Below are 25,464 nucleotides of genomic sequence, written 5' to 3' on the forward strand. Positions count from 1 at the left end.
ACCTGCCACAACGATACCGACTGGACTCTCTATCGAGATCATATCGTCAAGCGTCACGGAGCGTGGTTTCAACCCGCGAAGTGAAATCCGCTTAGAATCTACGTTTTTCAAAGCGTAGAGAGTTCAATCCCTTAAATTGGCAAACACCATTATACCCATTGCTATATCCCTGTTCTGTCATTTTCCGAGAAGACAGTCTCCAAAAGCTTTATCAGTCAGTCGATACAGACAAAAGTAGTCCGAACCTTCCAATGCTCAGCAGTTGGGCAAAGCGATCCCACAACACTGGTCGATTGAAAACCAACTCCACGCTTGTATTCGATGTGACCAATGGCGCTTGATGCTAGCTGGATTCGTACAGGACCACCGTTGATGTTTTAACTTTGGCGGATGAAAAATTAAGTAGTTGTGGCTGGGGATTAGCCCTGGCAAGTATGGCTCACGAAACTCAGTACACACGATTATTTCGCAGTTAATTCTTTTGAAAATAAATAATCCTTTTTTTAAAGACTTAATAAAGTTAGCTAGATTTTGTTGCTAATATTAACCAGAGATGCTATATTTGCATGTTAGCAAAGTATCCTACGACAATTAGCGTATCTTAAGACTTATATCATAGTTATGATTAAGCCAAACTAAATAAAGTAAAGTTTAATTAATTTGTTTTAAAAAAAACCTTAATTAAGCTAAGATTTATCAAGGTCAGCTACTAATTTACCTTCAGTTTGGCTAACCGAGTTTTGCTGATGGTTAGTGAAACTCGATCATGGTGCATCTCCACAACCCTAGCTTTAATTGTCTGCTAACATTACCAGTTTGGTGCATTTATACAAAACCAGGATTTACGGAAAAATGGGCGAAAAACCCGATATTTTGTAAACACTATACAAATAGTGTGGCTGCGTAAGTTCTGAAAACTATACACAATATTATAATTCACAATATTACCTATTAGGTATTAATTAAAATAGTAAATATTGACAACATCGGTGCTAATCGAGGCGATAAAAAACTAGGATTATTACTTGTTAAATATTCATTGTTAATTGTTAATTAATAGTTACTAATTACTAGTGGCATTGCTATATATCCATAGAGACACCAATGACGACTCAAAAAGTATTGACCACCGACAAACTGGCACAACAGATTCAAGCTTGCGCAAAAGAGCAATTGACTGGTCGGTTGGAGATTGAAGATCCCCAAGGTCAGCGGTGGAGTCTTTTTTTCCACTTGGGTCGTTTGACTGGGGGTGCTAGTAAGATGCATCCCATTCGTCGTTGGTGTCGGCAGTTGTCTGTACACTGCCCAGAACTATCAGCATTTCCTGTGTGTCAGGGGTCGTCGGCTCAGCCGGTGTATTGGGATTACCCATCTCTAGCAGAACTAGTCAGACAGGGGAAAGTACCGCTAAAACAGATGAGGTCTGTTGTTGCTGGCAACTGTACGGAAATACTCTTCGATATCATCCAACGGCAGGAACAACTCCGCTGTGGTTCATCAGAGCAACTAACTTACAGGCAGATTCCTCAACAGACTATTGATTCAACCTCTGATTCAACGTCTGATTCAACATTGGTAATAATTGAAGCTGATCAGATTTGGCAACAGGCTTCGCAGGCTTGGGAACCTTGGCAACAGGCTGGTTTGGTAAATATTTCCCCTTCTTTGGCTCCGGTGATCTGGGATGCTGACAAATTGCGACAGCAGACCTCATTACTGGCCTACCATAACCTGACTACCTTAGTGGATGGCGATCGCACTTTGAGGGATTTAGCTCTGAGGTTGAAACAGAATCTTTTGCCTCTGACCCAATCAATCATGCCCTATATCAGATTACAGGTGATGGGTCTGATCTCGGTTGGGGACTTCCGCTGTGATACTCACTTTACTAAAGCCACTAACCCAATGCCAGAAACTGCTGGAAGAAAAGGAGGACCAATTCAGACATTACCAGCTAGTCCCTTGGTAGTTTATATCGAAGACAGCCAAATCGATCGGCTGACCATGAGTCAAATTCTTGCCAATGCTGGCTATCGATTTATCAATGTTCAAGACCCAATCAAAGCCTTGCCGACCTTGCTAAAGCACAAACCACAGCTGATCTTCTTGGATTTGGTGATGCCAGTTTTAAACGGGTATGAAGTCTGTGCACAAATTCGTCGGGTTTCGGTGTTTCAAGACACGCCAGTAATTATGGTCACCAGTAATGACGGAATTGTAGACCGAGTGCGGGCAAAGATGGTCGGTTCTACGGACTTTTTAGCAAAGCCTATTACTCGGTCAAAGGTATTGACAATTCTACAAAGGCATCTCGGAGTTACTCGTAATATCCTGTCCGGTTGAATACTTACTTTAATAGTTTAGCAAAGGGAACAGGGAGTAGGGAGTAGGGAGTAGGGAGTAGGGAGTAGGGAACTTTCGATAAAAACTTATCACAATTAATTTTGTATACTTATTCATTCAATTTACTAAATATTATTTTTAATAAAAAAATCAATCAAAAAATAATATTTACAAAAAAAACTAATATTCTCAATAATTTTAGAAAATAATTATGACTACAGTCCTTTTGGTTGAAGATAGCTTGACAGAAAATGAGATGGTAAGTTGTTACCTCAGAGAAGCTGGTCTCAAGGTAGTTAGTGTCACAAGTAGTGAGGATGCCCAGATTAAACTCCAGTCCCAGAAACCAGATGTGGTGATTGTTGATGTGATTTTGCCAGGACAAAGCGGGTTTGAACTGTGCCGGGAACTCAAGACTAATTCCAACACCCAAACCATCCCAGTGGTGATTTGCTCAACTAAAGGAACTGATGCCGACAAACTCTGGGGTTCGATGCTGGGAGCTGATGCCTATTTATCTAAACCGATAGACCAGCAAGAACTAATACAAACAATCCAGCAATTGTTAGGCATTAGGCATTAGGCATTAGGTATTAGGTATTAGGTATTAGGTATTAGGTATTAGGTAATGTTGAACTCCCTTGACCCAGCGGTAACACAAACAAATCTTGACCTACTAAACTTAGATCCACTAACCCCAGAAACCCGAGTGCGGTTGCTGCGTTTTCCTCTTGGGAAAGAGGACAGTATTCTGTTGCCCCTAGAGCAGATTACGGAAATTATCAGGGTGAATGTGCCGGAGGTTCTGCTGGTGCCGGAAATGCCTAGTTGCATTTTGGGAATTGGTAATTGGCGTTCAGAAATGCTCTGGTTGGTAGACCTAAACCAGCTGGTTGGCTATCCACCTCTGTCGAAGCTTGGGCAAGTTTCGGTATGTCCTGTGGCAATAGTGGTTGAGGTCAATGACCAGTCTGTGGGTCTGGTAGTGTCGCAAGTCAATGAGATTGAGTTACATGAATTGGAGCAACTCCAGCCACCGACTCCTGGCTTATTTCCTCAATCGGTACTGCCTTTTCTGCTGGGGTACCTGCCTGGGGATGGGGGTGCAGTCTTGGATGTCATGGCTATTACTCAATGTCCCCTATGGCAGACACATCAACGAGGGGAGTCTTGGGGAGGGCAGTCTTGAGGTTTTTCGACTTAGCCTCCTCGGAGATCTGCCAATTGATCAGGGCAATCATGATCAGTTTTGATCAACCAAATCAATCCCATCAAATCAATTATGACTGGTTGACAAGCTCGTCACTAACTCTGCCCATTGAACAGTCTATTGGGAGGGTTACTACCGACTCGATTGCCTCTGAGATGCCATCATGGTCGGCAATTTTACCATTATCAGATGTTGAAAAAAGCGATGCAGTCGGCCAAAGGGGGTTTCCACGGGGCTTTCAAGGTGCGGACGCAGGTGACCCACGCAGCCCCTCCCCAGGAGCGACTGCATCAAGAAAGGAAACTATAACTATGCCACAATTTGATAAATCTGAGGAAATACTCACATCTTCGTCCCAACTCAATCAATCATCGAGTAATGGCAATGGCAAGGGAACACCTACCGGGTTGAAGTTCCACCTAGCCGTGGATATTGAGCAACACTGCAAGGGTGAGCGGCAGTGGTTATTCCACCTGGCAACTCAGATGCGCAAAGCAGAAACTAGTGATGTCCTGTTGAGAACCACCGTGACTGAGGTTAGTCAGCGTTTACGGGTAGACCGAGCCTTGATTTTTCGCTTCCAGTCCGAGAATCGGGGTACAGTGCTAGTTGAGTCGATGGTGGGTGGCTATACTCCCAGCCACGGGGAGTACCTGCCGGTGATTGCTTTTGGAGCTGATAATCGCTCAGCCTACGAGCAACAGGAAGTTGTAGCCCTTAATGATATTAATGACCGGGCTTTGAGTCCGTTTCAACTCCAACTGCTAGAACGATTCCAGGTCAAAGCCAGCCTAAGTCTACCGATTTTGCTTGATGGGCAATTGTGGGGCTTACTAGTGGTGCAGCAATGTTCTGGTTCTCGGGAATGGCAGGAAGCTGACATTAGTCTGCTCTACCAAGTTGTTACTGAACTTCGGCTAAGTCTACAGCCAGTGGAATCTTTTACCCGACGGCGAGAGCAGGTTAAACAGGAAAAGGTCTTGGCTCAAATCTTGGCCACAATTGCACCGTCTTCTGATATCAGTATTTCCCTGGGTAACATTTGCCACGAACTGCGCCTGTTTTTGAAGGCTGATCGGGTAGTGGTTTATCGGTTCAATCCTGACTGGAGTGGTGAATTTGTGGCTGAGTCAGTTGCAGATGCTTGGGTGAGGCTGCTCGAAGACCAAAAGCAAAATCCTAACCTGACATCAGCCGATATATTCTCCTCTAAGCGCTGTACGGTCAAGCAAATCGGATCCGTGGCCAGCCCTACTACCGATACCTATTTAAAGCAGACACAAGGAGGCAGCTATTTCAAAGGTCAGCAGGTAGAGCGAGTTGACGACATTTATGCCGCTGGTTTTTCTCAGTGCTACATTGAAACCTTAGAAAAATATCAGACCAAGGCTTATATTATAGCCCCAATCTTTGATGGTGAACACCTCTGGGGCTTATTTGCCGTTTACCAGAACTCTCGCCCTCGGCGCTGGCTTGATAGTGAGCTGATGCTGCTGTCATTACTCAGTGACCGTCTCAGTAGTATTCTCAAACAATTGGACATTACAGCCCAGCTACAGGAGAAATCGGAGCAACTGGATATTGCTGTTCAGGGAGAAAAAATAGCAAGTCGCTTGCTTGATAAAATACTTAAGAGTTCTGACATCAACAGTGTTTTCCAGACCGCTACTCAAGAAATCCGGCAGCAGCTCAAGTGCGATCGCGTCGCTGTGTATCGCTTCAATCGAGACTGGAGTGGTGAGTTTGTGGCTGAGGATGTGGCACATGGTTGGATACCATTAGTTGGATCGAGTATTAAAAAAGTCTGGCGCGATACCTATTTGGAGGAAACCCAAGGCGGTCGGTATCGCCACAATGAAACCTTAGCCGTTGATGACATTTACTTGGTTGGTCACGATCAATGTCACATTGACCTGTTGGAGCAATTTCAGGCTAAAGCTTATGTGATTGTACCGATTCTGCAAGGAGAAACCCTGTGGGGTTTACTCGCAGCTTACCAGAACAATGGCCCTCGTCACTGGCAGAAAATGGAGGTGGGTATACTGGCTCAGATGGGCCGACAATTTGGGGTTGGCCTCCAGCAAACGGAGTATGTTGAGCAACTGCGAGCACAATCCAAGCAACTGCTATTGGCTGCAGACCTAGAAAAATCAGCGGTCAAAATCATCAACAAGATCCGGCAATCTCGGAAACTGGATACCATTTTCAAGACCACAACCATAGAAATCCGTAAGCTTCTGATGGCTGACCGGGTGGGTCTGTTTCGGTTTGACCCTGACTCCGGTTTTAACGATGGAGAGTTGGTGTCTGAAGATGTGGTTAATGGGTACGATTCTATCCTCGGTAGCAAGGTTCACGACCATTGCTTTAGTCAACAGTATTCCCAGCACTATATTGAAGGGCGAGTACACACAGTTGCTGATATCTACAATGGGGACCTCAGCGATTGCTACATTGAGCTGCTAGCTCAGTTTCAAGTCCGGGCTAACCTGGTGGTGCCATTGCGTAAAGGGTCTCAACTGTGGGGATTTTTATGCATTCACCAATGCAGTCAGCCCCGTCAATGGCAGGAGTATGAGATTGATTTTGCCAAGCAAATTTCCCTTCACTTTGAAGTTGCCCTACAACAAACAGAGTACCTGGCCCAAGTAGAGGCAAAATCTACTCAGGTAGCTAAAATCGCACGGATGGAGCGAGCAGTAGTTGGAATCATCAACAAGATCCGTCAGTCTCGAAACCTCGATACCATTTTCAAGACAACTGCTATCGAAATTCGTAAGCTTCTTCAGGTTGACCGGGTGGGTGTATTTAAGTTTTACCCTAACTCTGGCTTTGATGATGGGGAATTGGTATCTGAGGATGTGGCATCAGGCTACAATGCCATGCTAGGAATCAAAGTTAACGACCACTGCTTTGGTGAACAGTATGCCCCTTACTATACCGAAGGACGTGTGCAAGCTGTTGCTGATGTGTACAATGCGAGTTTAAGCGATTGCCATATTGAGCTGCTGGCTCAGTTCCAAGTCCGAGCTAATCTGGTTGTGCCCCTACTTCAAGGACCATTATTGTGGGGATTGTTGTGCATTCACCAATGCAGTAAGCCCCGTCAATGGCAGGAGTATGAGATTGATTTTGCCAAGCAGCTTGCTCTGCACTTTGGGGTAGCCCTACAGCAATTGAGCTACCTGGATCAAGTGGAGGCCAAATCCCATCAGCTTGGCCAAGCTGCTGTGCGGGAACGAGTAGTAGCAAGCCTTAGCAACCATTTGTCCCAGTCTCTAGATGTTTATAGTATCTTCCAGAGTATTACCAAAGAGTTGCGGCAAGTGTTGGAAGCTGACCGGGTAGTAATCTATCGCTTTAACTCCGACTGGAGTGGTGAGTTTGTGGCTGAATCCATTGCCCCTGGCTGGCTTTCTTTGATCACTGAACAAGAAAGAGACGACCGCCTTAAGGTGGATACAACGGCTTCTGAGCGCTGCAGTGTTACAGCCCTGAGTGTTAATTCTCGTAATCATGTTGATACCTGCTTGCAAGAAACCCAGGGTGGGGACTTCGCCCAAGGTGACCGGTTCAAGAAGGTTGATGACATCTATGCCATGGGTTTCTCTCCCTGCTACATCAACACTCTGGAACAGTACCAAGCCAGGGCATATCTGATTATGCCGATTTTCCAAGGTGAAAAGCTCTGGGGGCTGCTGGCAGCTTACCAAAATACGGGAAGCCGTCAGTGGCAAGATACCGATGTCACCCTGATGCTCCAGATTAGTAATTCCCTGGGATTAGCCTTGCAGCGATCCCATTACCTAGATCAGTTACGAGCCCAATCTAGCCAACTCACCAAAGCAGCTCAAATTGCTCAGGGGGTAACCAAAATAGTCGGTAAGCTATTCCAGTCTCGGGAGGTAACGAAAATCTATGGTATCACAACCCAAGAAGTCCGGCAGTTGCTCAAATGCGATCGCGTCGCCGTCTATCAATTCAATCGAGATTGGACTGGTCAGTTTGTGGCTGAGGCAGTTGCCACCGGTTGGTTACCATGGGTGGGAGCGGATATGGAAGCTTTCTGGCCCGATACTTATCTACAAGACACCCAGGGAGGTCGGTATCGCCATCGTGAAAGCGTGGCCGTTGATGACATTTACACCTTTGGTTATTCTGACGGTTACCTAGAAACCTTAGAGCAATATGAGGTTAAGGCTTATATGCTGGCACCGATTTTTATTGAAGGAAGCTTATGGGGTTTACTGGGTACCTACCAAAATACTGGTCCTCGTAACTGGCAAGAGTTTGAACTCAACGCCCTGGCTCAGATTGGGGTGCAAGTGGGGGCAGCCCTGCAACAGGCTGAGTATCTGGCACAAATCCAGAACCAGTCCCAGCAGCTGACCAATGCCGCACAACGGGAGAAAGCCGACAAAGAAGCGGTACAGCGGGAGGTAATGCAGTTGCTTTCAGCAGTGCGGCCAGCTCTAGAAGGAGACCTGACTGTCCGAGCTCCGGTAACCAATAATGAAGTAGGTACCATTGCTGATGCCTACAATAACACTTTGCAAAGCCTGCGCCGGATCGTGACTCAAGTCCAGCAAGCCTCCAGGAAAGTTGCCCAAACGTCTGTTGACAGGGAATCAAACATTGCCTTGCTCACAGCCCAAGCCCAGCAGCAATTTATGGCTCTTGGTCAAGCCTTAGAGCACATCCAGACCATGGTTAATTCTACAGACGCTGTTGGTCAGAGTGCTCAACAGGTAGAAGTGGCAGTCCAAACCGCTAACCAAACCCTCCAAGAAGGGGATGCAGCAATGAACCGTACTGTAGATGGAATTCTCGAAATCCGGGAGACAGTGGCCGAAACCAGCAAACGGCTTAAGCGCTTGAGCGAATCCTCCCAAAAGGTTTCGAGGGTGGTCAACCTGATTAGCAACTTTACTAATCAGACCCAATTGCTAGCCTTGAATGCAGCTATTGAAGCCACCAGGGCCGGTGAGTATGGACGGGGTTTTGTAGTTGTTGCCGATGAGGTGCGTTCTCTAGCCCGTCAGTCAGCGGAAGCCACCACTGAGATTGAGCAGTTGGTGCAGGAGATCCAGAAGAGTACTGCTGAGGTGTCTACAGCCATGGATAAAGGGATTCAACAGGTTGCTCAAGGAACCGCTATGGTACAAGATACCCGTCTAACTCTCAATGCTATTGTTGAAGCCACCAGCCAAATCAGCCAGCTGGTAGAGGGTATTACCCAAGCCACCCAGGTACAGACCCAAGAGTTCCAATCCGTGACCACTACCATGACTGAAGTTGCAGGAATTGCCAACAAAACTTCTTCCGATGCCATGGAAATTTCTAAGTCTTTCCAAGAACTCCTAGCCATGGCGAAGAATCTTCAAGCCAGTGCTGACCAGTTCAAGGTTGAGTAGTCAAAAGCCATTGCTAAAATCCATTTAAAATGAATTTTAGCAAGGCAAAAGGCAAAAGGCAAAAGGCAAAAGGCAAAAGGCAAAAGGCAAAAGGCAAAAGGCAAAAGGCAAAAGGCAAAAGGCAAAAAGCAAAAGGCAAAAAGCAAAAGGCAAAAGGCAAAATGGGACTGGGATATATCTTTTTTATTTGATTTAAGACTAGATCCATTGTAAATTAACAACAGGTTAATTAAAAATTATAACTGTTTTTTTTTACAAAAATTACTAATAATACTAGCATTTTTTAGTCTAATCAGGTAGAGATAATTTTTTTGATTTTATCCCGATTCCCTTTCCCCTCCTGGGAGGGGTTAGGGGTGGGTTCCGATTCCCGATTCCCGATTCCCGATTCCCGATTCCCTAAGAATAAAATACCTCACCCAATTGACAACTGCTCTAATGACTAATGACCCGAAAATTCGTGAGCAAAGCTATCGCTACTTTCTCCAGGAAGCACCGGAACTGCTGCAAGTATTGGAAAACGATTTGCTGAGTTTGTCAGAAAACTATAGCATCAATAAAGTCAACAACTTGATGCGGACTACCCATACCCTCAAAGGCGCAGCAGCTAGCATTGGCTTGGAAACAATTGCCACGGTAGCTCACTCCTTGGAGGATGTTTTTAAAGCTCTGTTTAATCCCGACTTGTCTATTGATCCAGACATTGAAGCCTTACTGTTTCAAGCTTATGAGTGTCTACGTCTACCTCTGACTGCTGAACTCACAGGGGGGCAAATCGATGACACTGAAATCAAGAATCGAACTGCTGCTGTTGTTGCCCAACTCCAAGAGAAGCTGGGGGACTGTTTTGGTCACGAATCCTATCTACCCACCTCACTAGAATTGGGCTTCGACGTCACCCAGTCCATATTTGAAGTGGGGGTTAGCCAAGGGTTAGACCTAATCCAAGCTGCCCTAAATAGTCACAATCCCACTGAAATCAGCATCACAGTTCGCCACCAAGCAGACATTTTCTTGGGGTTAGGGCAATCTCTTAATCTACCAGGGTTTGCCGCTATTGCCAAAAATGCGATCGCAGCCCTAGACAACCATCCAAATCAGGTGGTCACCATTGCTAAGACCGCTTTGTGTGATTTCATGGCAGCACAAGCAGCGGTGCTAGAAGGGGATAGGACTCAAGGCGGTCAACCTTCTATGGTTCTGCAACAACTAGCTGACCTTAGGTGTTCAAGTCAAAATTCACAATTGACAATTCAAAATGAATCTTCTATCTTCGGCAACGGAAAAGAACAAGACCTTAATCGAGTTGAGCCCGGACTAGAAGAAGTAGAAGGTGTTGTTAATAATTCTTCCGTTACTCATCCAGAATCTAACAGAAGGAAACAGTCCCAACTTGTGGAAATGATCTGGGGAGAATCAACCCCACTAGATCACCAAAGCTCTGACCAAAGTAAAAAGTTGCAGAGGTCGGACCAAACAGAAATAGATGTCTTGGATGGAGAGATAGCCTCCCCTGAGCCAGAAGTCGGCACAGAAAAAAATGTTGTTTTCCACAACATGGGGATGATTGATGGAGATAATGAAAATAAAGAAAAAGGACAAGAGCCCTCAGTTATCACAGACGAGATCATCCCGCCCATAGGCAATGCCAGAAATGCCCCTCTAAACTCTTCCCATCTCGCCATAACTTCCTCCAACCAACATCCAAGCACACCATCATCTAGGGATCTATCTGGTACTGTGCGGATAAATATTGAGCATCTAGAATACCTGAATTACACCATTGGGGAATTACTAACCAACCAAAACCGCCAGTTGCTCGAAAATGAACAATTGCTGGCGGCAGTGCGAGTACTCCTTAATCGTATCGACCAACATCAGCAAGTGCTGGAGCAAGTGCAAGATTGGTACGACCGCCTGTTTATTTTGAGGCAACAACAGCAGATTAGGAAAAGGTTGCAGGTTAGCAAGTTTAATGTTGAAGGTTTAAACAAAAATAAAGCTACCGACCCAAATCTTAAGTCTTCTTCCTACTCTTGGCAAGAAAAAAGGTTGCAGGTTAGCAAGTTTAATGTTGAAGGTTTAAACAAAAACAAAGCTACCAACCCCAATTCTGCTGCCAACCTACCCTACTCGAACGCCAAAACCGAACAACTTAATAACCAAGGCCTATTGGCCACCCTAGGCTCTCAACCTGCCAACTTTCAACATACCAACTTTCAACCTACTAACCAAGGCCAAAAGGCCACGCTTTCGGCAAAGCCGACGCTGCGCGAACGCGAACAAGCCACTAACCTTCTTGATACAGACTATTTCGATGACCTGGAACTAAAACGTTATAGTACACCCGAGCTTCTGATTCAGTCAGTTGTAGAAGATGCTATTCAATTAACAGAAGCTGCCCTAGACATTGAGCTGTTCAGCACCCAATCGAGTAAGACTCTCGAACAACAACGTCGGTTGTTAACCAACCATCGTGATGTCTTGATGGACGCTCGGATGTTGCCTTTAGGGGAAATATTTAGTCGTTTTCCCCCTGTTCTCAAGCAGTTGTCAGCTTCCCACCATAAGCTGGTAGAGCTAAAAATCTCTGGTCATGATGTTTTAGTGGATAAAGTTGTTGCCCAGAAGTTGTACGACCCCATGCTGCATCTTGTGCGTAATGCTTTTGACCACGGCATTGAGACTCCTGCTCTACGACAACAACAGGGCAAACCAGAAAAGGGATTAATTGAAATCAGTGCTTGCCATCGGGGCAGACATTTGGTGATTGAAGTGTTTGATGACGGGCCAGGGTTGAATTTTGAACGGATTCGCCAACTAGCAGTAGAACGTGAACTGATAGACCTGGAACAGAGTAATACTATCAGTGAGGCTCAGCTGAGGAATTTGTTGTTTGAACCAGGCTTTTCCACTGTCTCTGGAGTGAATAACCTCTCTGGACGAGGTGTTGGTCTTGATGTTGTCCTAAACCAGGTCAAAGCTCTCAGGGGTTCCGTCCAGGTTGATTCTTCTCCGGAGCAAGGCAGCAGATTTAGACTACAAATTCCCTTGAGTTTAACCATAGATAAATTACTTCTGTGCCAGGCTGGGAGCGAAGTTTATGGTTTAATCACTGATCAAGTCTCCCAAATTATTATTCCTGAGGAACACCAGCTCCGAAGTTGGGAAGATGGTAAAGTTCTCTACTTGGGTACCGGGAGTGATCAACAACTGGTTAAAGTCTACCAACTTGGGCAAGTCCTAGATTATTCCTCTGTGCTTTCTCCATTCTCGGTAACCCATCGGCATCAACCTGTTGTTCCTAAAGAGACGATTAGACCAATCATTCTGATCCATTACCAGGATCAGCTTGTCGGTCTGGAAGTAGACCAACTGCTCGGAGACCAGGAGTTGGTGATTCGTCCTTTCGGGACAATGATTGTGCCACCCCCCTATGTGAATGGGGGCAGTATTCTGGCCGATGGTCGGTTGACATTGGTGCTGGATGGGACTGAATTGATCCAGTACCTGTCTGAGCAGCAAACCAATGCCAGTAAAAGGTTACAGGTTGGCACATTGAAGGTTAAAAGTTTAAGCCCAGATCAAGCCACCGAACCGATAGAAACCCTTTCGCAAAAGCAGCTTCCACCTTCAACCCTTGAACCGTTCTGGGTCAGACATAAATCAAAGGTACTCCTGGTAGATGACTCGATCACCCTGCGCCACACTCTAGCCATGACCTTAGAAAAGAATGGCTATCACGTGTTTCAAGCCCAGGATGGTTATGAAGGGATTGAACAACTACAGCATCAGACAGATATACAGTTGGTAATCTGTGATATTGAGATGCCTCGCATGAATGGGTTTGAATTTCTCAAATACTGTCAGCAAGATCCTGCTTTGGTAGATATTCCTGTCGTTATCCTCACATCCCGCAGTAACGATAAACACCGCTTGATTGCTGCACAGTTGGGGGCAAAGGCTTATATCACTAAGCCCTATTTGGAACACAAATTGTTGACAACAGTAACCGATGTTGTTGAGCCCATTTAACCCTTAATCAGGGAGTAGGGAATAGGGAGTAGGGAGTCGGGAGTAGGGAGTCGGGAGTAGCTGACAAGGGTAGGTTTTTTACAAAGGGGCGAGTAAGTACTTTTATTAGGTATAAATTGATAAAACTATGTATCAAAATACACAATTATTTCCGGGATAATTCTCCCCATTTACCGCTCTTCCCCTCCTAGGAGGGGTTAGGGGTGGGTTCCGACTCCCGATTCCCGATTCCCGATTCCCGATTCCCGATTCCCGACCCAAATGTAAAAAACCTACCCCTGTGAGGTAGGGAGTCGGGGGAATAAAGACTATACTGCATAAGTATTAAGTACCTGGACAAAAATAAACCTCGCTATATTAACTTGTGTAAAGTTGCCAAAAGTCCCTCTGCTCCCTGCTCCCTGCTCCCTATTTAAAGAGTTAATTTTAGTTTTGTCCGACTACTTATCAACAGTATAGTCAACCCTATATCCTGGAATGATTTGGTAATTTTTAATTAGTAATTTATCATTAATACGTAATTTTTTTTAGCCTAACAAATTATCAAAAAAAATAGCTAGCTATAAGAAGGTTAAATAAAGGCGATGTTATCCAATAATTCAACCCTAGAAAAATTCATGGTTTTTCAGATTGCTGACTATTCCCTATGTCTTGGGATTAGGGATGTCCTGAAAGTGGTAAATTTTACCACTGAAATCAGCCGGGATATCAAAACCATGGGATTAGTTCAGCTAGGCAAGCATACGATTAAAGTTTGGGATTTACATCAGCAGTTGGGCGATGGTAGTTTACCTCACCGAAGCCCTAACCAAAGCTTCTTAGTGATTATTCGTCCTAGGCACTCCGAACTTTGGGGAATTTTTGTGGATGATCTGCCCAATTTGGTGGAGTTACCCCAAGACATGATGCGACCTATCCCGAAGTCTTACCGTCAGGCCAGTGTTCTCGAGATGATATCTCATGCAGCTGTTATACCAAACGAAGCATCTACTCAGAAAATTTTTCTTTTGGATTTACAGCAAGTCGGTGCCTTGACTCCTTAATCGTCACTAAAAAACGCTATAATAAAAATCTAAACTTACCAATTACCATTTGTTAATTGTTAATTTGTAGCAATTAACAATTTTTTTATGGCTAATGACCAGAAATAAACTACACTATTAAAATTAACTCTAAGTTAGTTAACATGAGTACTTTTCGTGTTGGTATTGCTGGTCCAGTTGGTTCAGGTAAAACTGCTCTATTAGATGCATTGTGTAAAGCCCTGCGAGACTCTTATCAAATCGCTGTGGTCACCAATGATATATATACTCAGGAAGATGCCCAGTTTTTAGTTAGGAGTCAGGCTCTAGAAAGCGATCGCATTCTGGGTGTGGAAACAGGGGGTTGTCCCCATACTGCCATTCGGGAAGATGCCTCCATGAACTTGGCAGCCATTGAACAGTTGGAAAATCGCTTTACTGATTTAGACTTGGTGTTCCTAGAAAGTGGAGGGGATAACCTAGCAGCAACCTTCAGTCCAGAACTAGTAGATTTCACGATCTACGTTATTGATGTCGCTGCTGGGGATAAGATTCCTCGTAAAGGAGGACCAGGAATCACCAAGTCTGACTTGCTGGTGATTAACAAAATTGATCTGGCACCTCAGGTGGGAGCAGATTTGGGGGTGATGGAACGGGATGCTAAAAAGATGCGAGGAGATAAACCCTTTGTGTTTACGAATTTGAAAACTAAAGAGGGACTCTCTACCGTTATTGACTTGATAAAACTTGATATGGGCGCATATTAAGTCTCTTGAGAAGGTGGTAATAAACGTGTTGGAATAAAACCTAATGTGATCATGTGATAATGGGTGGTAATGATACTGTTTTATTTGTTTGTATTATAGCATTTATCCCTTGGTTTAAAAATGCTAGATAATTAATTATTATCTTATAGTTTAGCAATTTTAATCTACGAGAAAAAAATGTATTAAATTATACCTAAATTTAGGTAAGCTGGTAGAGCCAACCTTATGGAGATTCCCACAAGCCAAAACCCCGCGTTTTTAAACCGGGTTAGAAGTTACCGCAAGAATAGGGCAGCCTTTATGGTTGGTCGGCTATGCATAAAAGGTTTAAAACTTTGAGGCGCGACCCATGGCGAATTTAATTCGCCTATGGAAAGCGCGCCTCCATGATTAAGGCTGCCCTAATAAACAGGTTTCGTCTCAGGGATGTAGGCTCGCTGCGACTTTAGTCGCCGTGAAAAAGACGAATAAAAGACTTGTTACTTTTTGCTAAGTGTGTTAGCATAATAACATAACAGAAGAGGTCGAGTTCTGATGATCATACTTGAGTTTAAGGCATACGGAAAAAAAGCACAGTATCAATCTATAGACGAAGCTATTCGGACTACTAAATTTGTGCGGAATAGTTGTCTTCGCTTGTGGATGGATAACAAAGGGTTAAGCAAATACGACTTAAATAAATATTGCAAAACCTTGGCCAAGAATTTCCCTTTTGCCAACGAATTGAACTCAACAGCTCGACAAGCTGCGGCTGAAAGGGCATGGTTAGAAGTTACCGGAGTGTACTCAATTCCATTAAATAAACATGATACCGTAGTTATTGTTTCTCTGCTCTGACAAGTTACAATGAATATGTACGTTAACTCATAGACTCAGAAAACGGAGGATCTCCTACAATCCTTTTCTAGCTTACAAATGCACATTGCGCTGGAGAAGAGGAAGCATATTACTACCGCCTCCGTGTGGCAATCGTGGTTCAGGCCAATGACCAGTCTGTGGGTCTGGTGGTGTCGCAAGTCAATGAGATTGAGTTACATGAATTGGAGCAACTCCAGCCACCGACTCCTGGCTTATTTCCTCAATCACTACTGCCTTTTCTGCTGGGGTACCTGCCTGGGGATGGCAGTACAGTCTTGGATGTCAAGGCTATTACTGAGTTTCCCCTATGGCAGACACATCAAGAAGGGGAGTCTTGAGGTTTTTCGAGCAAATCAATGCCATCAAACCAATTATGACTGGTTGACAAGCTCGTCACTAACTCTGCCCATTGAACAGTCGATTGGCAGGGTTACTACCGACTCGATTGCCTCTGAAATGCCATCATGGTCGGCAATTTTACCATTATCAGATGTTGAAAAAAGCGAAACTATAACTATGTCAACACTTGATCAATCTAAGGAAATACTCACATCTTCGTCCCAACTCAATCAATCATCGAGTAATGGTAATGGCAAAGGGACACCTACCGGGTTGAAGCTCCACCTAGCCGTGGATATTGAGGAATACTGCAAGGGTGAGCGGCAGTGGTTATTCCACCTGGCCACCCAGATGCGCAAAGCAGAAACTAGTGATGCCCTGTTGAGAACCACCGTGACTGAGGTTAGTCAACGTTTACGGGTAGACCGAGCCTTGATTTTTCGCTTCCAGTCCGAGAATCGAGGTACGGTGCTAGTTGAGTCGATGGTGGGTGGTTATACTCCCAGCCAGGAGGAGTGCCTGCCGGTGATGGCTTTTGGGGCAGAGAATCGGTCAGCCTATGAGCAACAGGAAGTTGTAGCCCTTAATGATATTAATGACCGGGCTCTGAGTCCCTTTCAACTCCAACTGCTGGAACGATTCCAGGTCAAAGCCAGCTTAAGTCTACCGATTTTGCTCGATGGGCAATTGTGGGGCTTACTAGTGGTGCAGCAATGTTCTGGTTCTCGGGAATGGCAGGAAGCTGACATTAGTCTGCTCTACCAAGTTGTGACTGAACTTCGGCTGAGTCTGATGCCAGTGGAATTCAGTACCCGACGGCGAGAGCAGCTGAAGCAAGAAAAGGTCTTGGCTCAAATTTTGGCCACAATTCCACCGTCAAATGTACCGGAGATTGCCCTGGGCAACATTTGTGAAGAACTGCGCTTGTTTTTCAAGGCTGATCGGGTAGTGGTTTATCGCTTCAATCGAGACTGGAGTGGTGAATTTGTGGCTGAGTCAGTTGCAGAGGGTTGGGTGAAGCTGCTCCAAGACCAAAAGCAAAATCCTAACCTGACCTCAGCAGATCTATTCTCCTCTAGCCGCTGTACCGTCAAGCAAATCGGATCCGTGGCCAGCCCTACTACCGATACCTATTTAAAGCAGACACAAGGGGGCGGCTATTTCAAACGTCATCAGGTACAGCGAGTTGACGACATCTATGCCGCTGGTTTTTCTGAATGCTACATTGAAACCTTAGAAAAATACCAGACCAAGGCTTATATTATAGCCCCAATCTTTGATGGTGAAAACCTCTGGGGCTTATTCGCCGTTTACCAGAACTCTCGCCCTCGGCGTTGGCTTGATAGTGAGGTCATGCTGCTGTCACTAGTCAGTGACCGTCTCAGTAATGTTCTCAAGCAATTGGACATGGCAGCCCAGCTACAGGAGAAATCGGAGCAACTGGATATTGCGGTTAAGGGGGAACACATAGCCAATCGCTTGCTTGATAAGATACTTAAAAGTTCCGACATCAACAGTGTTTTTCAGACCGCTACTAAAGAAATCCGGCAGCAGCTCAAGTGCGATCGCGTTGCTGTCTATCGCTTCAATCGAGATTGGAGTGGTGAGTTTGTGGCTGAGGATGTGGCACACGGTTGGATACCCTTAGTTGGACCGAGTATTAAAAAAGTCTGGCGCGATACCTATTTGGAGAACACCGAAGGCGGTCGGTATCGCCACAATGAAACCTTAGCCGTTGATGACATTTACAACGTTAATTACGATCAGTGTCATATTGACCTGTTGGAGCAATTTCAGGCTAAAGCTTATGTGATTGTACCGATTCTGCAAGGGGAAACCCTGTGGGGTTTACTGGCAGCTTACCAGAACAATGGCCCTCGTCACTGGCAGAAAATGGAGGTGGGTATACTGGCTCAGATCGGCCGACAATTTGGGGTTGGCCTCCAGCAAACGGAGTATATTGATCAACTGCGCGCAAAATCCAGCCAACTGTTAAAGGCTTCAGACCTAGAAAAATCAGCAGTCAGAGTCATCAACAAGATCCGGCAATCTCGGCAACTGGATACCATTTTCAAGACCACAACCATAGAAATCCGTAAGCTCCTGATGGCTGACCGGGTGGGTCTGTTTCGCTTTGACCCTGAGTCTGGCTATAACGATGGAGAGTTGGTCTCTGAAGATGTGGCCAATGAGTACGATGCCATCCTGGGTAAGAAGATTCACGACCATTGCTTTAGTGAAGAGTATTCCGCCCACTATGTCGAAGGGCAAGTACACACAGTTGCTGATATCTACAATGGGGATCTCAGTGATTGCTACATTGAGCTACTAGCTCAGTTTCAAGTCCGGGCTAACCTGGTGGTGCCATTGCGTAAAGGACCATTACTGTGGGGATTGTTGTGCATTCACCAATGCAGTAAGCCCCGTCAATGGCAGGAGTATGAGATTGATTTTGTCAAGCAGATTGCCCTACACTTTGAAGTTGCCCTACAACAAACAGAGTACCTAGCGCAAGTAGAGGCCAAATCCACCCAGGTCGCTAAAACCGCACGGATCGAGCGAGGGGTAGTTAGAATCATCAACAAGATCGGTCAGTCTCGAAACCTCGATACCATTTTCAAGACAACTGCTATCGAAATTCGTAAGCTTCTTCAGGTTGACCGGGTGGGTGTATTTCGGTTTTACCCTAACTCTGGCTTTGATGATGGGGAATTGGTATCTGAGGATGTGGCATCAGGCTACGATGCCATGCTAGGAATCAAAGTTAACGACCACTGCTTTGGTGAACAGTATGCCCCTCACTACACCCAAGGACGAGTGCAAGCGGTTGCTGATGTCTACAATGGGGGACTGAGTGATTGCCATATTGAGCTGCTGGCTCAGTTCCAAGTCCGGGCTAATCTGGTTGTTCCCCTACTTCAAGGACTTCAGTTGTGGGGATTGTTGTGCATTCACCAATGCAGTAAGCCCCGTCAATGGCAGGAGTATGAGATTGATTTTGCCAAGCAGATTGCCCTGCACTTTGGGGTAGCCCTACAGCAATTGAGCTACCTGGATCAAGTGGAGACCAAATCCCACCAGCTTGCCCAAGCTGCTGTGCGGGAGCGAGTAGTAGCAAGCCTTAGCAACAATTTGTCCCGGTCTCTAGATGTTTACAGTATCTTCGATAGAATCACCAAAGAGTTACAGCAAGTGTTGGGAGCTGACCGGGTAGTGATCTATCGCTTTAACTCCGACTGGAGTGGTCAATTTGTGGCTGAATCCATTGCCCCTGGCTGGCTTTCTTTGATCACTGAACAAGAAAGAGACGACCGCCTTAAGGTGGATCTAACCACTTCTGAGCGCTGCACTGTTACAGCCCTAAGTGTTAATTCTCGTAATCATATTGATACCTACTTGCAAGACACCAAGGGTGGAGACTTCGCCCGAGGTGACCACTTCAAGAAGGTTGATGACATCTACACCATGGGTTTCGCTCCCTGCTACATCAACACTCTGGAAAAATTCCAAACCAAGGCATATCTGATTATGCCGATTTTTCAAGGTGAAAAGCTCTGGGGGCTACTAGCCGCTTACCAAAATACCGGACCCCGTCAGTGGCAAGATACCGATGTCACCCTCATGCTCCAGATTAGTAATTCCTTGGGATTAGCCTTGCAGCGATCCCATTACCTAGATCAGGTGCGAGCCCAATCTACCCAACTCACCAAAGCGGCTCACATCGCTCAGGGGGTAACCAAAATCGTCGGTAAGCTATTCCAGTCTCGGGATGCAAATACCATCTATCATATCACTACCCAACAAGTCCGGCAGCTGCTCAAATGCGATCGCGTCGCCCTCTATCAATTCAATCGAGATTGGACTGGTCAGTTTGTGGCTGAGGCAGTTGCCACCGGTTGGTTGCCATGGGTGGGAGCCAATATGCAAGCCTTCTGGCCCGATACTTATCTACAAGACACCCAGGAAAGTCAGTATCGCAATCGTAAAAGCGTGGCAGTTGATGACATTTACACCTTTGGTTATTCTGACGATTATCTGGAAACCTTAGAGGAATATGAGGTTAAGGCTTATATGCTGGCACCGATTTTTATTGAAGGAACCTTATGGGGTTTACTGGGTACCTACCAAAATACTGGTGCTCGTGACTGGCAAGAGTTTGAACTCAACGCCCTGGCTCAAATTGGGGTGCAAGTAGGTGCAGCCCTGCAACAGGCTGAGTATCTCGCACAAATCCAAGACCAGTCTCAGCAGCTCACTAATTCAGCACAACGGGAGAAAGCCGACAAAGAAGCGGTACAGCGGGAGGTAATGCAGTTGCTCTCAGCCGTGCGACCAGCTCTAGAAGGAGACCTCACCGTCCGAGCTCCGGTCACCAACAATGAAGTAGGTACCATTGCTGATGCCTACAACAACACTTTACAAAGCCTGCGCCGGATCGTGACTCAAGTGCAACAAGCCTCCAGGAAAGTTGCCCAAACGTCTGTTGACAGGGAATCAAACATTGCTTTGCTCACAGCCCAAGCCCAGCAGCAATTTATGGCTCTTGGTCAAGCCTTAGAGCACATCCAGACCATGGTTAATTCTACAGAAGCTGTCGGTCACAGTGCTCAACAGGTGGAAGTGGCAGTCCAAACCGCTAACCAAACTCTCCAAGCAGGAGATGCAGCAATGAACCGTACTGTAGATGGAATTCTGGAAATCCGGGAGACAGTGGCCGAAACCAGCAAACGGCTTAAGCGTCTCAGCGAATCGTCCCAGAAGGTTTCGAGGGTGGTCAACCTGATTAGCAACTTTACGAATCAGACCCAATTGCTAGCCTTGAATGCAGCCATTGAAGCCACCAGGGCTGGTGACTATGGACGGGGTTTTGTCGTTGTTGCCGATGAAGTGCGTTCTCTAGCCCGTCAGTCAGCGGAAGCCACCACTGAAATCGAGCAGTTGGTACAGGAGATCCAGAAAAGTACCGCTGAGGTGTCTACAGCCATGGATAAAGGGATTCAACAGGTTGCCCAAGGAACCGCAATGGTACAAGATACCCGTCTAACCCTCAATGCCATTGTTGACGCCACCAGCCAAATCAGCCAGCTGGTAGAGGGTATTACCCAAGCCACCCAGGTACAGACCCAAGAGTTCCAATCCGTTACCACTACCATGACTGAAGTTGCAGGAATTGCCAACAAGACGTCTTCCGATGCCATGGAAATTTCTAAGTCTTTCCAAGAACTCCTAGCCATGGCAAAGAATCTTCAAGCCAGTGCTGACCAGTTCAAGGTTGAGTAGTCAAAAGCCATTGCTAAAATGCATTTTAAATGGGTTTTAGCAATGGCAAAAGGCAAAAGGCAAAAGGCAAAAGGCAAAAGGCAAAAGGCAAAAGGCAAAAGGCAAAAGGCAAAAGGCAAAAGGCAAAAGGCAAAAGGCAAAAGGCAAAAAGGGACTGGTATATCTCTTTTTGATTTTATTGACTATATACCTTTTCAAGGTCTTCTTAATTAAGAATGGCATGTTTTTGTTTAATACAATACCTAATTTATTAACTTTGTATAAAAAATAATAAGACTATCATTTTTTATAATAATCAGGTAGAGATCAATTTTTTGATTTTATCCCGACTCCCTTTCCCCTCCTGGGAGTAGGGCTGTTTCAAACTTTAGTAAGTTAACGATTATTGGAGATAGGGGGATAGGGGGATAGGGGGATAGGGAAATCAACTAAAATTTCCCGAAAAATACCCAAATTTAGTCATTAAAATCTGACGAATTAGCCGCCTTCAATCAACTAAAATCACTAACAATTTGTTAACGGCCTTGGTGTAAGGGAACGATAAATTTGCCCAAAATCCTGAGTATTCGCGCTCCTTTTCTCCCCATCTCCCCATCTCCCCATCTCCCCATCTATTTTTGGCGAGAATGAAACAGCCCTGCCTCCTGGGAGGGGTTAGGGGTGGGTTCCGACTCCCGATTCCCGATTCCCGATTCCCTACTCCCGATTCCCGATTCCCGACTCCCTACTCCCTACTCCCTACTCCCTAAGAATAAAATACCTCACCCAATTGACAACTGCTCTAATGACTAATGACCCGAAAATTCGTGAGCAAAGCTATCGCTACTTTCTCCAAGAAGCACCGGAACTGCTGCAAGTTTTGGAAGAGGATTTGCTGAGTTTGCCAGAAAACTATAGCATCAATAAAGTCAACAACTTGATGCGCACTACCCATACCCTCAAAGGTGCAGCAGCTAGCATTGGCTTGGAAACAATTGCCACTGTCGCTCACTCCTTGGAGGATGTTTTCAAAGCTCTGTTTAACCCAGACTTGTCCATTGATCCAGACATTGAAGCCTTACTGTTTCAAGCTTATGAGTGTCTCCGCCTACCTCTAACCGCTGAACTCACAGGCCGGCAAATCCATGACACCGAAGTCAAGAATCGAACTGCTGCTGTTGTTGCCCAACTCCAAGAGAAGCTGGGGGACTGTTTTGATCTCGAATCCTATCTGCCCACCTCAGTAGAATTGGGCTTCGACGTCACCCAGTCCATTTTTGAAGTGGGGGTTAGTCAAGGGTTAGACGTAATCCAAGCTGCCCTAAATAGTGATAATCCCACTGAAATCAGCATCACAGTTCGCCACCAAGCAGAGGTTTTCTTGGGGTTAGGGCAATCCATTGATTTACCAGGATTTGCCGCTATTGCCAAAAATGCGATCGCAGCCCTAGACAACCATCCCGATCAGGTGCTCACCATTGCCAAGACGGCTTTGTGTGATTTCCAAGCCGCACAAGCAGCGGTGCTAGAAGGGGATAGGACTCAAGGCGGTCAACCTTCTATGGCTCTGCAACAACTAGCTGACCTGAAGTGTTCAAGTCAAAATTCACAATTGACAATTCACAATCAATCTTCTGTCTTCCGCAACGGAAAAGAACAAAAAGAAGCTGATACACAATACATTGTGATAGATAATTGGTCTTCCCTGGATTTATTCATCGAGTCATTCCCCAATCCCAAGTTGAGTAATAGTGACCCAAAACAAGACCTTAATCCAGTTGAGTTCAGAGTAGAATAAGGAGAATATTTTGTTAATAATTATGAGGGAAACAGTAAATGTAAATTATCCCATAATTATGAATTTATTACCCCTGTTGTAGAAGCAGAAATTATTTATTATCATAAACAGCCTAAAGAAGAGAAGGAATATAATAAAAACAAGACGAAAAAAAACGAAATACAAGATAACCAAACAACATTATCTTCTTCTTCTTCTTCCTCTTCTTCCCCCCCTCCCCAATCCTCTCCTTCTTCCGTGACTCATCCAGAATCTAAAAGAAGGAAACAGTCCCACCTTGTGGAGATGATCTGGGGAGGGTCAACCCCACTAGATCACCAAACCTCTGATCAAAGTAAAGAGTTACAGAGGTCAGACCTTCGAGATATAGATGTCTGGGATAGAGAGATAGCTTCCCCTGAGCCAGAAGTCGGCACAGAAAAAAATTTTATTTTGCACAACATGGGGATGATTGATGGAGATAATGAAAATAAAGAACAAGGACAAGATCCCTCAGTTATTACAGACGAGATCATCCCCCCCATAGGCAACACTAGAAATGCCCCTCTAAACTCTTCCCATCGGACCATAACTCCCTCCAACCAACATCCAAGCACGCTATCATCTAGGGATCTATCTGGTACTGTGCGGATAAATATTGAGCATCTAGAATACCTGAATTACACCATTGGGGAATTACTAACCAACCAAAACCGCCAGTTGCTCGAAAATGAACAATTGCTGGGGGCAGTGCGAGTACTCCTTGATCGTATCCAGCAACATCAACAAGTGCTTGAGCAAGTACAAGATTGGTACGACCGCCTGTTTATTTTGACGCAACAACAGCAGATTAGGAAAAGGTTGCAGCTTAGCAAGTTTAACGTTGAAGGTTTAAACAAAAACTTTGCTACCGACCCCAATCTTAGTTTTTCTTCCTACCCTTGGGCAGAAAAAACCTTGCAGGTTAGCAAGTTTAACGTTGAAGCTTTAAACAAAAACAAAGCTACCAACCCCAATTCTGCTGCCAACCTACCCTACTCGAACGCCAAAGCCGAACAACTTAATAACCAAGGCCTATTGGCCACGCTAGGCTCTCAACCTGCCAACTTTCAACATAGCAACTTTCAACCTACTAACCAAGGCCTATTGGCCACCCTACGCGAACAACATACCGACTATTTCGATGACCTGGAACTAAAACGTTATAGTACACCCGAGCTTCTGATTCAGTCAGTTGTAGAAGACGCTATACAATTAACAGAAGCTGCCCTAGACATTGAGCTGTTCACCACCCAATCCAGTAAGACTCTCGAACAACAACGTCGGTTGTTAACCAACCATCGTGATGTCTTGATGGACGCCCGGATGTTGCCTTTAGGGGAAGTATTTAGCCGTTTCCCCCCTGTCCTCAAGCAGTTGTCCGCCTCCCACCATAAGCTGGTCGAGCTAAAAATCTCTGGTCATGATGTTTTAGTGGATAAAGTTGTTGCCCAGAAGCTGTACGACCCCCTGCTGCATCTTGTGCGTAATGCTTTTGACCACGGCATTGAGACTCCTGCTGTCAGGCAACAACAGGGCAAACCAGAAACAGGATTAATTGAAATCAGTGCTTGCCATCGGGGCAGACATTTGGTGATTGAAGTGTTTGATGACGGGCCAGGGTTGAATTTTGAACGGATTCGCCAACTAGCAGTAGAACGTGAACTGATTGACCTGGAAAAGAGTAATAGTCTCAGTGAGGCTCAGCTGAGGAATTTGTTGTTTGAACCAGGCTTTTCCACGGTCTCTGGGGTGAATAACCTCTCTGGACGAGGTGTTGGTCTTGATGTTGTCCTAAACCAGGTCAAAGCTCTCAGGGGTTCGGTAATAGTTGATTCTTCTCCGGAGCAAGGCACCAGATTTAGACTACAAATTCCCCTGAGTTTAACCATAGATAAGTTACTCCTGTGTCAGGCTGGGAGCGAAGTTTATGGTTTGATAACTGATCAAGTCTCCCAAATTATTATTCCTGAGGAACACCAACTCCGAAGTTGGGAAGATGGTAAAATCCTTCACTTGGGAAAGGGCAGTGATCAGCAAATGGTTAAAGTCTACCAACTTGGGCAAGTCCTAGATTATTCCTCTGTGGCTTCTCCATTCTCGGTCACCCATCCCCATCAGCCTGTTGTTCCTAAACCGACGATTAGACCAATCATTCTGATCCATTACCAGGATCAGCTTGTCGGTCTGGAGGTAGACCAACTGCTTGGAGACCAGGAGTTGGTGATTCGTCCTTTGGGCACAATGATTGTGCCACCCCCCTATGTGAATGCAGGGCTGTTTCAAAGTTTAATAAGTTAACGAGAAAAGGAGATAGGGGGATAGGGGGATAGGGGGATAGGGAAATAGCTCAAAATTTTCCGAAAAATCCCCAAATTTAGTCATTAAAATCTGACGA

General features: G+C 45.4%; 17 protein-coding genes and 2 pseudogenes. 16 read left to right on the plus strand and 3 right to left on the minus strand.

Annotated elements, in window-relative coordinates; genetic code table 11:
• Positions 1–374 precede the first annotated feature (374 nt).
• The 5 genes and pseudogenes from F6J99_RS05860 to F6J99_RS05880 all read left to right on the plus strand — a co-directional run.
• Positions 375–476, plus strand: a pseudogene (locus F6J99_RS05860) (urease accessory protein UreF); the annotation flags it as partial.
• A 628-nt stretch (positions 477–1,104) separates the two neighbouring features.
• Positions 1,105–2,346, plus strand: a complete 1,242-nt coding sequence (locus F6J99_RS05865; RefSeq protein WP_293112113.1) for a response regulator — start codon at positions 1,105–1,107, stop codon at positions 2,344–2,346.
• 211 nt (positions 2,347–2,557) lie between these two features.
• Positions 2,558–2,929: a response regulator gene (locus tag F6J99_RS05870; RefSeq protein WP_293112114.1), complete on the plus strand. Its 372-nt coding sequence runs from the start codon at positions 2,558–2,560 to the stop codon at positions 2,927–2,929.
• A 45-nt stretch (positions 2,930–2,974) separates the two neighbouring features.
• Positions 2,975–3,535 (plus strand): chemotaxis protein CheW, encoded by a 561-nt coding sequence (locus F6J99_RS05875; protein ID WP_293112115.1) that lies wholly within the window; start codon positions 2,975–2,977, stop codon positions 3,533–3,535.
• A gap of 50 nt (positions 3,536–3,585) precedes the next feature.
• Positions 3,586–8,970, plus strand: coding sequence for a GAF domain-containing protein (locus F6J99_RS05880; protein WP_293112116.1), 5,385 nt, complete (start codon positions 3,586–3,588; stop codon positions 8,968–8,970).
• 13 nt (positions 8,971–8,983) lie between these two features.
• Here F6J99_RS05880 and F6J99_RS05885 read toward each other — a convergent pair whose 3' ends face one another.
• The gene (locus F6J99_RS05885) at positions 8,984–9,178 is read right to left on the minus strand and encodes a hypothetical protein (protein WP_293112117.1); all 195 of its coding nucleotides are present in this window, start codon (positions 9,176–9,178) and stop codon (positions 8,984–8,986) included.
• 103 nt (positions 9,179–9,281) lie between these two features.
• On the opposite strand from F6J99_RS05885, the gene F6J99_RS05890 reads away from it, so the two are divergent.
• Together F6J99_RS05890 and F6J99_RS05895 are read left to right on the plus strand one after the other, a co-directional pair.
• Positions 9,282–9,416 (plus strand): hypothetical protein, encoded by a 135-nt coding sequence (locus tag F6J99_RS05890; protein ID WP_293112118.1) that lies wholly within the window; start codon positions 9,282–9,284, stop codon positions 9,414–9,416.
• Positions 9,409–13,005, plus strand: coding sequence for a hybrid sensor histidine kinase/response regulator (locus F6J99_RS05895; RefSeq protein ID WP_293112119.1), 3,597 nt, complete (start codon positions 9,409–9,411; stop codon positions 13,003–13,005). The genes F6J99_RS05890 and F6J99_RS05895 overlap by 8 nt, the downstream gene beginning before the upstream one ends.
• Before the next feature lie 7 nt (positions 13,006–13,012).
• Here F6J99_RS05895 and F6J99_RS05900 read toward each other — a convergent pair whose 3' ends face one another.
• Positions 13,013–13,141 carry a hypothetical protein gene (locus F6J99_RS05900; protein WP_293112120.1) on the minus strand — a complete coding sequence of 43 codons (129 nt, stop codon included), beginning with the start codon at positions 13,139–13,141 and terminating at the stop codon, positions 13,013–13,015.
• Positions 13,142–13,192: 51 nt separating this feature from the next.
• The gene (locus F6J99_RS05905) at positions 13,193–13,324 is read right to left on the minus strand and encodes a hypothetical protein (RefSeq protein WP_267876542.1); all 132 of its coding nucleotides are present in this window, start codon (positions 13,322–13,324) and stop codon (positions 13,193–13,195) included.
• 265 nt (positions 13,325–13,589) lie between these two features.
• Here F6J99_RS05905 and F6J99_RS05910 point away from each other — a divergent pair, with 265 nt between their 5' ends.
• The 9 genes and pseudogenes from F6J99_RS05910 (at position 13,590) to F6J99_RS05950 (ending at position 25,367) form a co-directional block, all read left to right on the plus strand.
• The gene (locus F6J99_RS05910; protein WP_293112121.1) at positions 13,590–14,048 is read left to right on the plus strand and encodes a chemotaxis protein CheW; all 459 of its coding nucleotides are present in this window, start codon (positions 13,590–13,592) and stop codon (positions 14,046–14,048) included.
• Positions 14,049–14,191: 143 nt separating this feature from the next.
• Positions 14,192–14,794, plus strand: coding sequence for an urease accessory protein UreG (gene ureG / locus F6J99_RS05915; protein WP_070392530.1), 603 nt, complete (start codon positions 14,192–14,194; stop codon positions 14,792–14,794).
• A 534-nt stretch (positions 14,795–15,328) separates the two neighbouring features.
• A pseudogene (locus tag F6J99_RS05920) lies at positions 15,329–15,559 on the plus strand (RNA-guided endonuclease TnpB family protein); the annotation flags it as partial.
• A gap of 206 nt (positions 15,560–15,765) precedes the next feature.
• Complete coding sequence (locus F6J99_RS05925) at positions 15,766–15,990, plus strand: hypothetical protein (RefSeq protein ID WP_293112123.1); 225 nt, start codon at positions 15,766–15,768, stop codon at positions 15,988–15,990.
• Positions 15,932–21,271 (plus strand): GAF domain-containing protein, encoded by a 5,340-nt coding sequence (locus tag F6J99_RS05930; protein WP_293112124.1) that lies wholly within the window; start codon positions 15,932–15,934, stop codon positions 21,269–21,271. The genes F6J99_RS05925 and F6J99_RS05930 overlap by 59 nt, the downstream gene beginning before the upstream one ends.
• 42 nt (positions 21,272–21,313) lie before the next feature.
• On the plus strand, positions 21,314–21,484 hold the full coding sequence (locus F6J99_RS05935) for a hypothetical protein (RefSeq protein WP_293112125.1): 171 nt from the start codon (positions 21,314–21,316) through the stop codon (positions 21,482–21,484).
• A gap of 447 nt (positions 21,485–21,931) precedes the next feature.
• Entirely contained in the window at positions 21,932–22,063 is a 132-nt protein-coding gene (locus F6J99_RS05940; protein WP_293112126.1) for a hypothetical protein, read from the plus strand.
• The gene (locus F6J99_RS05945) at positions 22,056–23,048 is read left to right on the plus strand and encodes an Hpt domain-containing protein (protein ID WP_293112127.1); all 993 of its coding nucleotides are present in this window, start codon (positions 22,056–22,058) and stop codon (positions 23,046–23,048) included. The genes F6J99_RS05940 and F6J99_RS05945 overlap by 8 nt, the downstream gene beginning before the upstream one ends.
• Positions 23,049–23,333: 285 nt before the next feature.
• Positions 23,334–25,367 carry an ATP-binding protein gene (locus F6J99_RS05950; RefSeq protein ID WP_293112128.1) on the plus strand — a complete coding sequence of 678 codons (2,034 nt, stop codon included), beginning with the start codon at positions 23,334–23,336 and terminating at the stop codon, positions 25,365–25,367.
• Positions 25,368–25,464: the final 97 nt, after the last annotated feature.

Origin of the sequence: Moorena sp. SIO4G3 (assembly GCF_010692305.1) — a bacterium.
Taxonomy (GTDB): domain Bacteria; phylum Cyanobacteriota; class Cyanobacteriia; order Cyanobacteriales; family Coleofasciculaceae; genus Moorena; species Moorena producens_A.

Bases quoted from the DNA above. Each gene is read 5' to 3' on its own strand.
- F6J99_RS05865 (WP_293112113.1), top strand. From the start codon at position 1,105: ATGACGACTCAAAAAGTATTGACCACCGACAAACTGGCACAACAGATT.
- F6J99_RS05870 (WP_293112114.1), top strand. From the start codon at position 2,558: ATGACTACAGTCCTTTTGGTTGAAGATAGCTTGACAGAAAATGAGATG.
- F6J99_RS05875 (WP_293112115.1), top strand. From the start codon at position 2,975: ATGTTGAACTCCCTTGACCCAGCGGTAACACAAACAAATCTTGACCTA.
- F6J99_RS05880 (WP_293112116.1), top strand. From the start codon at position 3,586: ATGATCAGTTTTGATCAACCAAATCAATCCCATCAAATCAATTATGAC.
- F6J99_RS05885 (WP_293112117.1), bottom strand. From the start codon at position 9,178: ATGGATCTAGTCTTAAATCAAATAAAAAAGATATATCCCAGTCCCATT.
- F6J99_RS05895 (WP_293112119.1), top strand. From the start codon at position 9,409: ATGACTAATGACCCGAAAATTCGTGAGCAAAGCTATCGCTACTTTCTC.
- F6J99_RS05905 (WP_267876542.1), bottom strand. From the start codon at position 13,324: ATGCAGTATAGTCTTTATTCCCCCGACTCCCTACCTCACAGGGGTAGG.
- F6J99_RS05910 (WP_293112121.1), top strand. From the start codon at position 13,590: ATGTTATCCAATAATTCAACCCTAGAAAAATTCATGGTTTTTCAGATT.
- ureG (WP_070392530.1), top strand. From the start codon at position 14,192: ATGAGTACTTTTCGTGTTGGTATTGCTGGTCCAGTTGGTTCAGGTAAA.
- F6J99_RS05930 (WP_293112124.1), top strand. From the start codon at position 15,932: ATGTCAAGGCTATTACTGAGTTTCCCCTATGGCAGACACATCAAGAAG.
- F6J99_RS05935 (WP_293112125.1), top strand. From the start codon at position 21,314: ATGGCAAAAGGCAAAAGGCAAAAGGCAAAAGGCAAAAGGCAAAAGGCA.
- F6J99_RS05945 (WP_293112127.1), top strand. From the start codon at position 22,056: ATGACTAATGACCCGAAAATTCGTGAGCAAAGCTATCGCTACTTTCTC.
- F6J99_RS05950 (WP_293112128.1), top strand. From the start codon at position 23,334: ATGATCTGGGGAGGGTCAACCCCACTAGATCACCAAACCTCTGATCAA.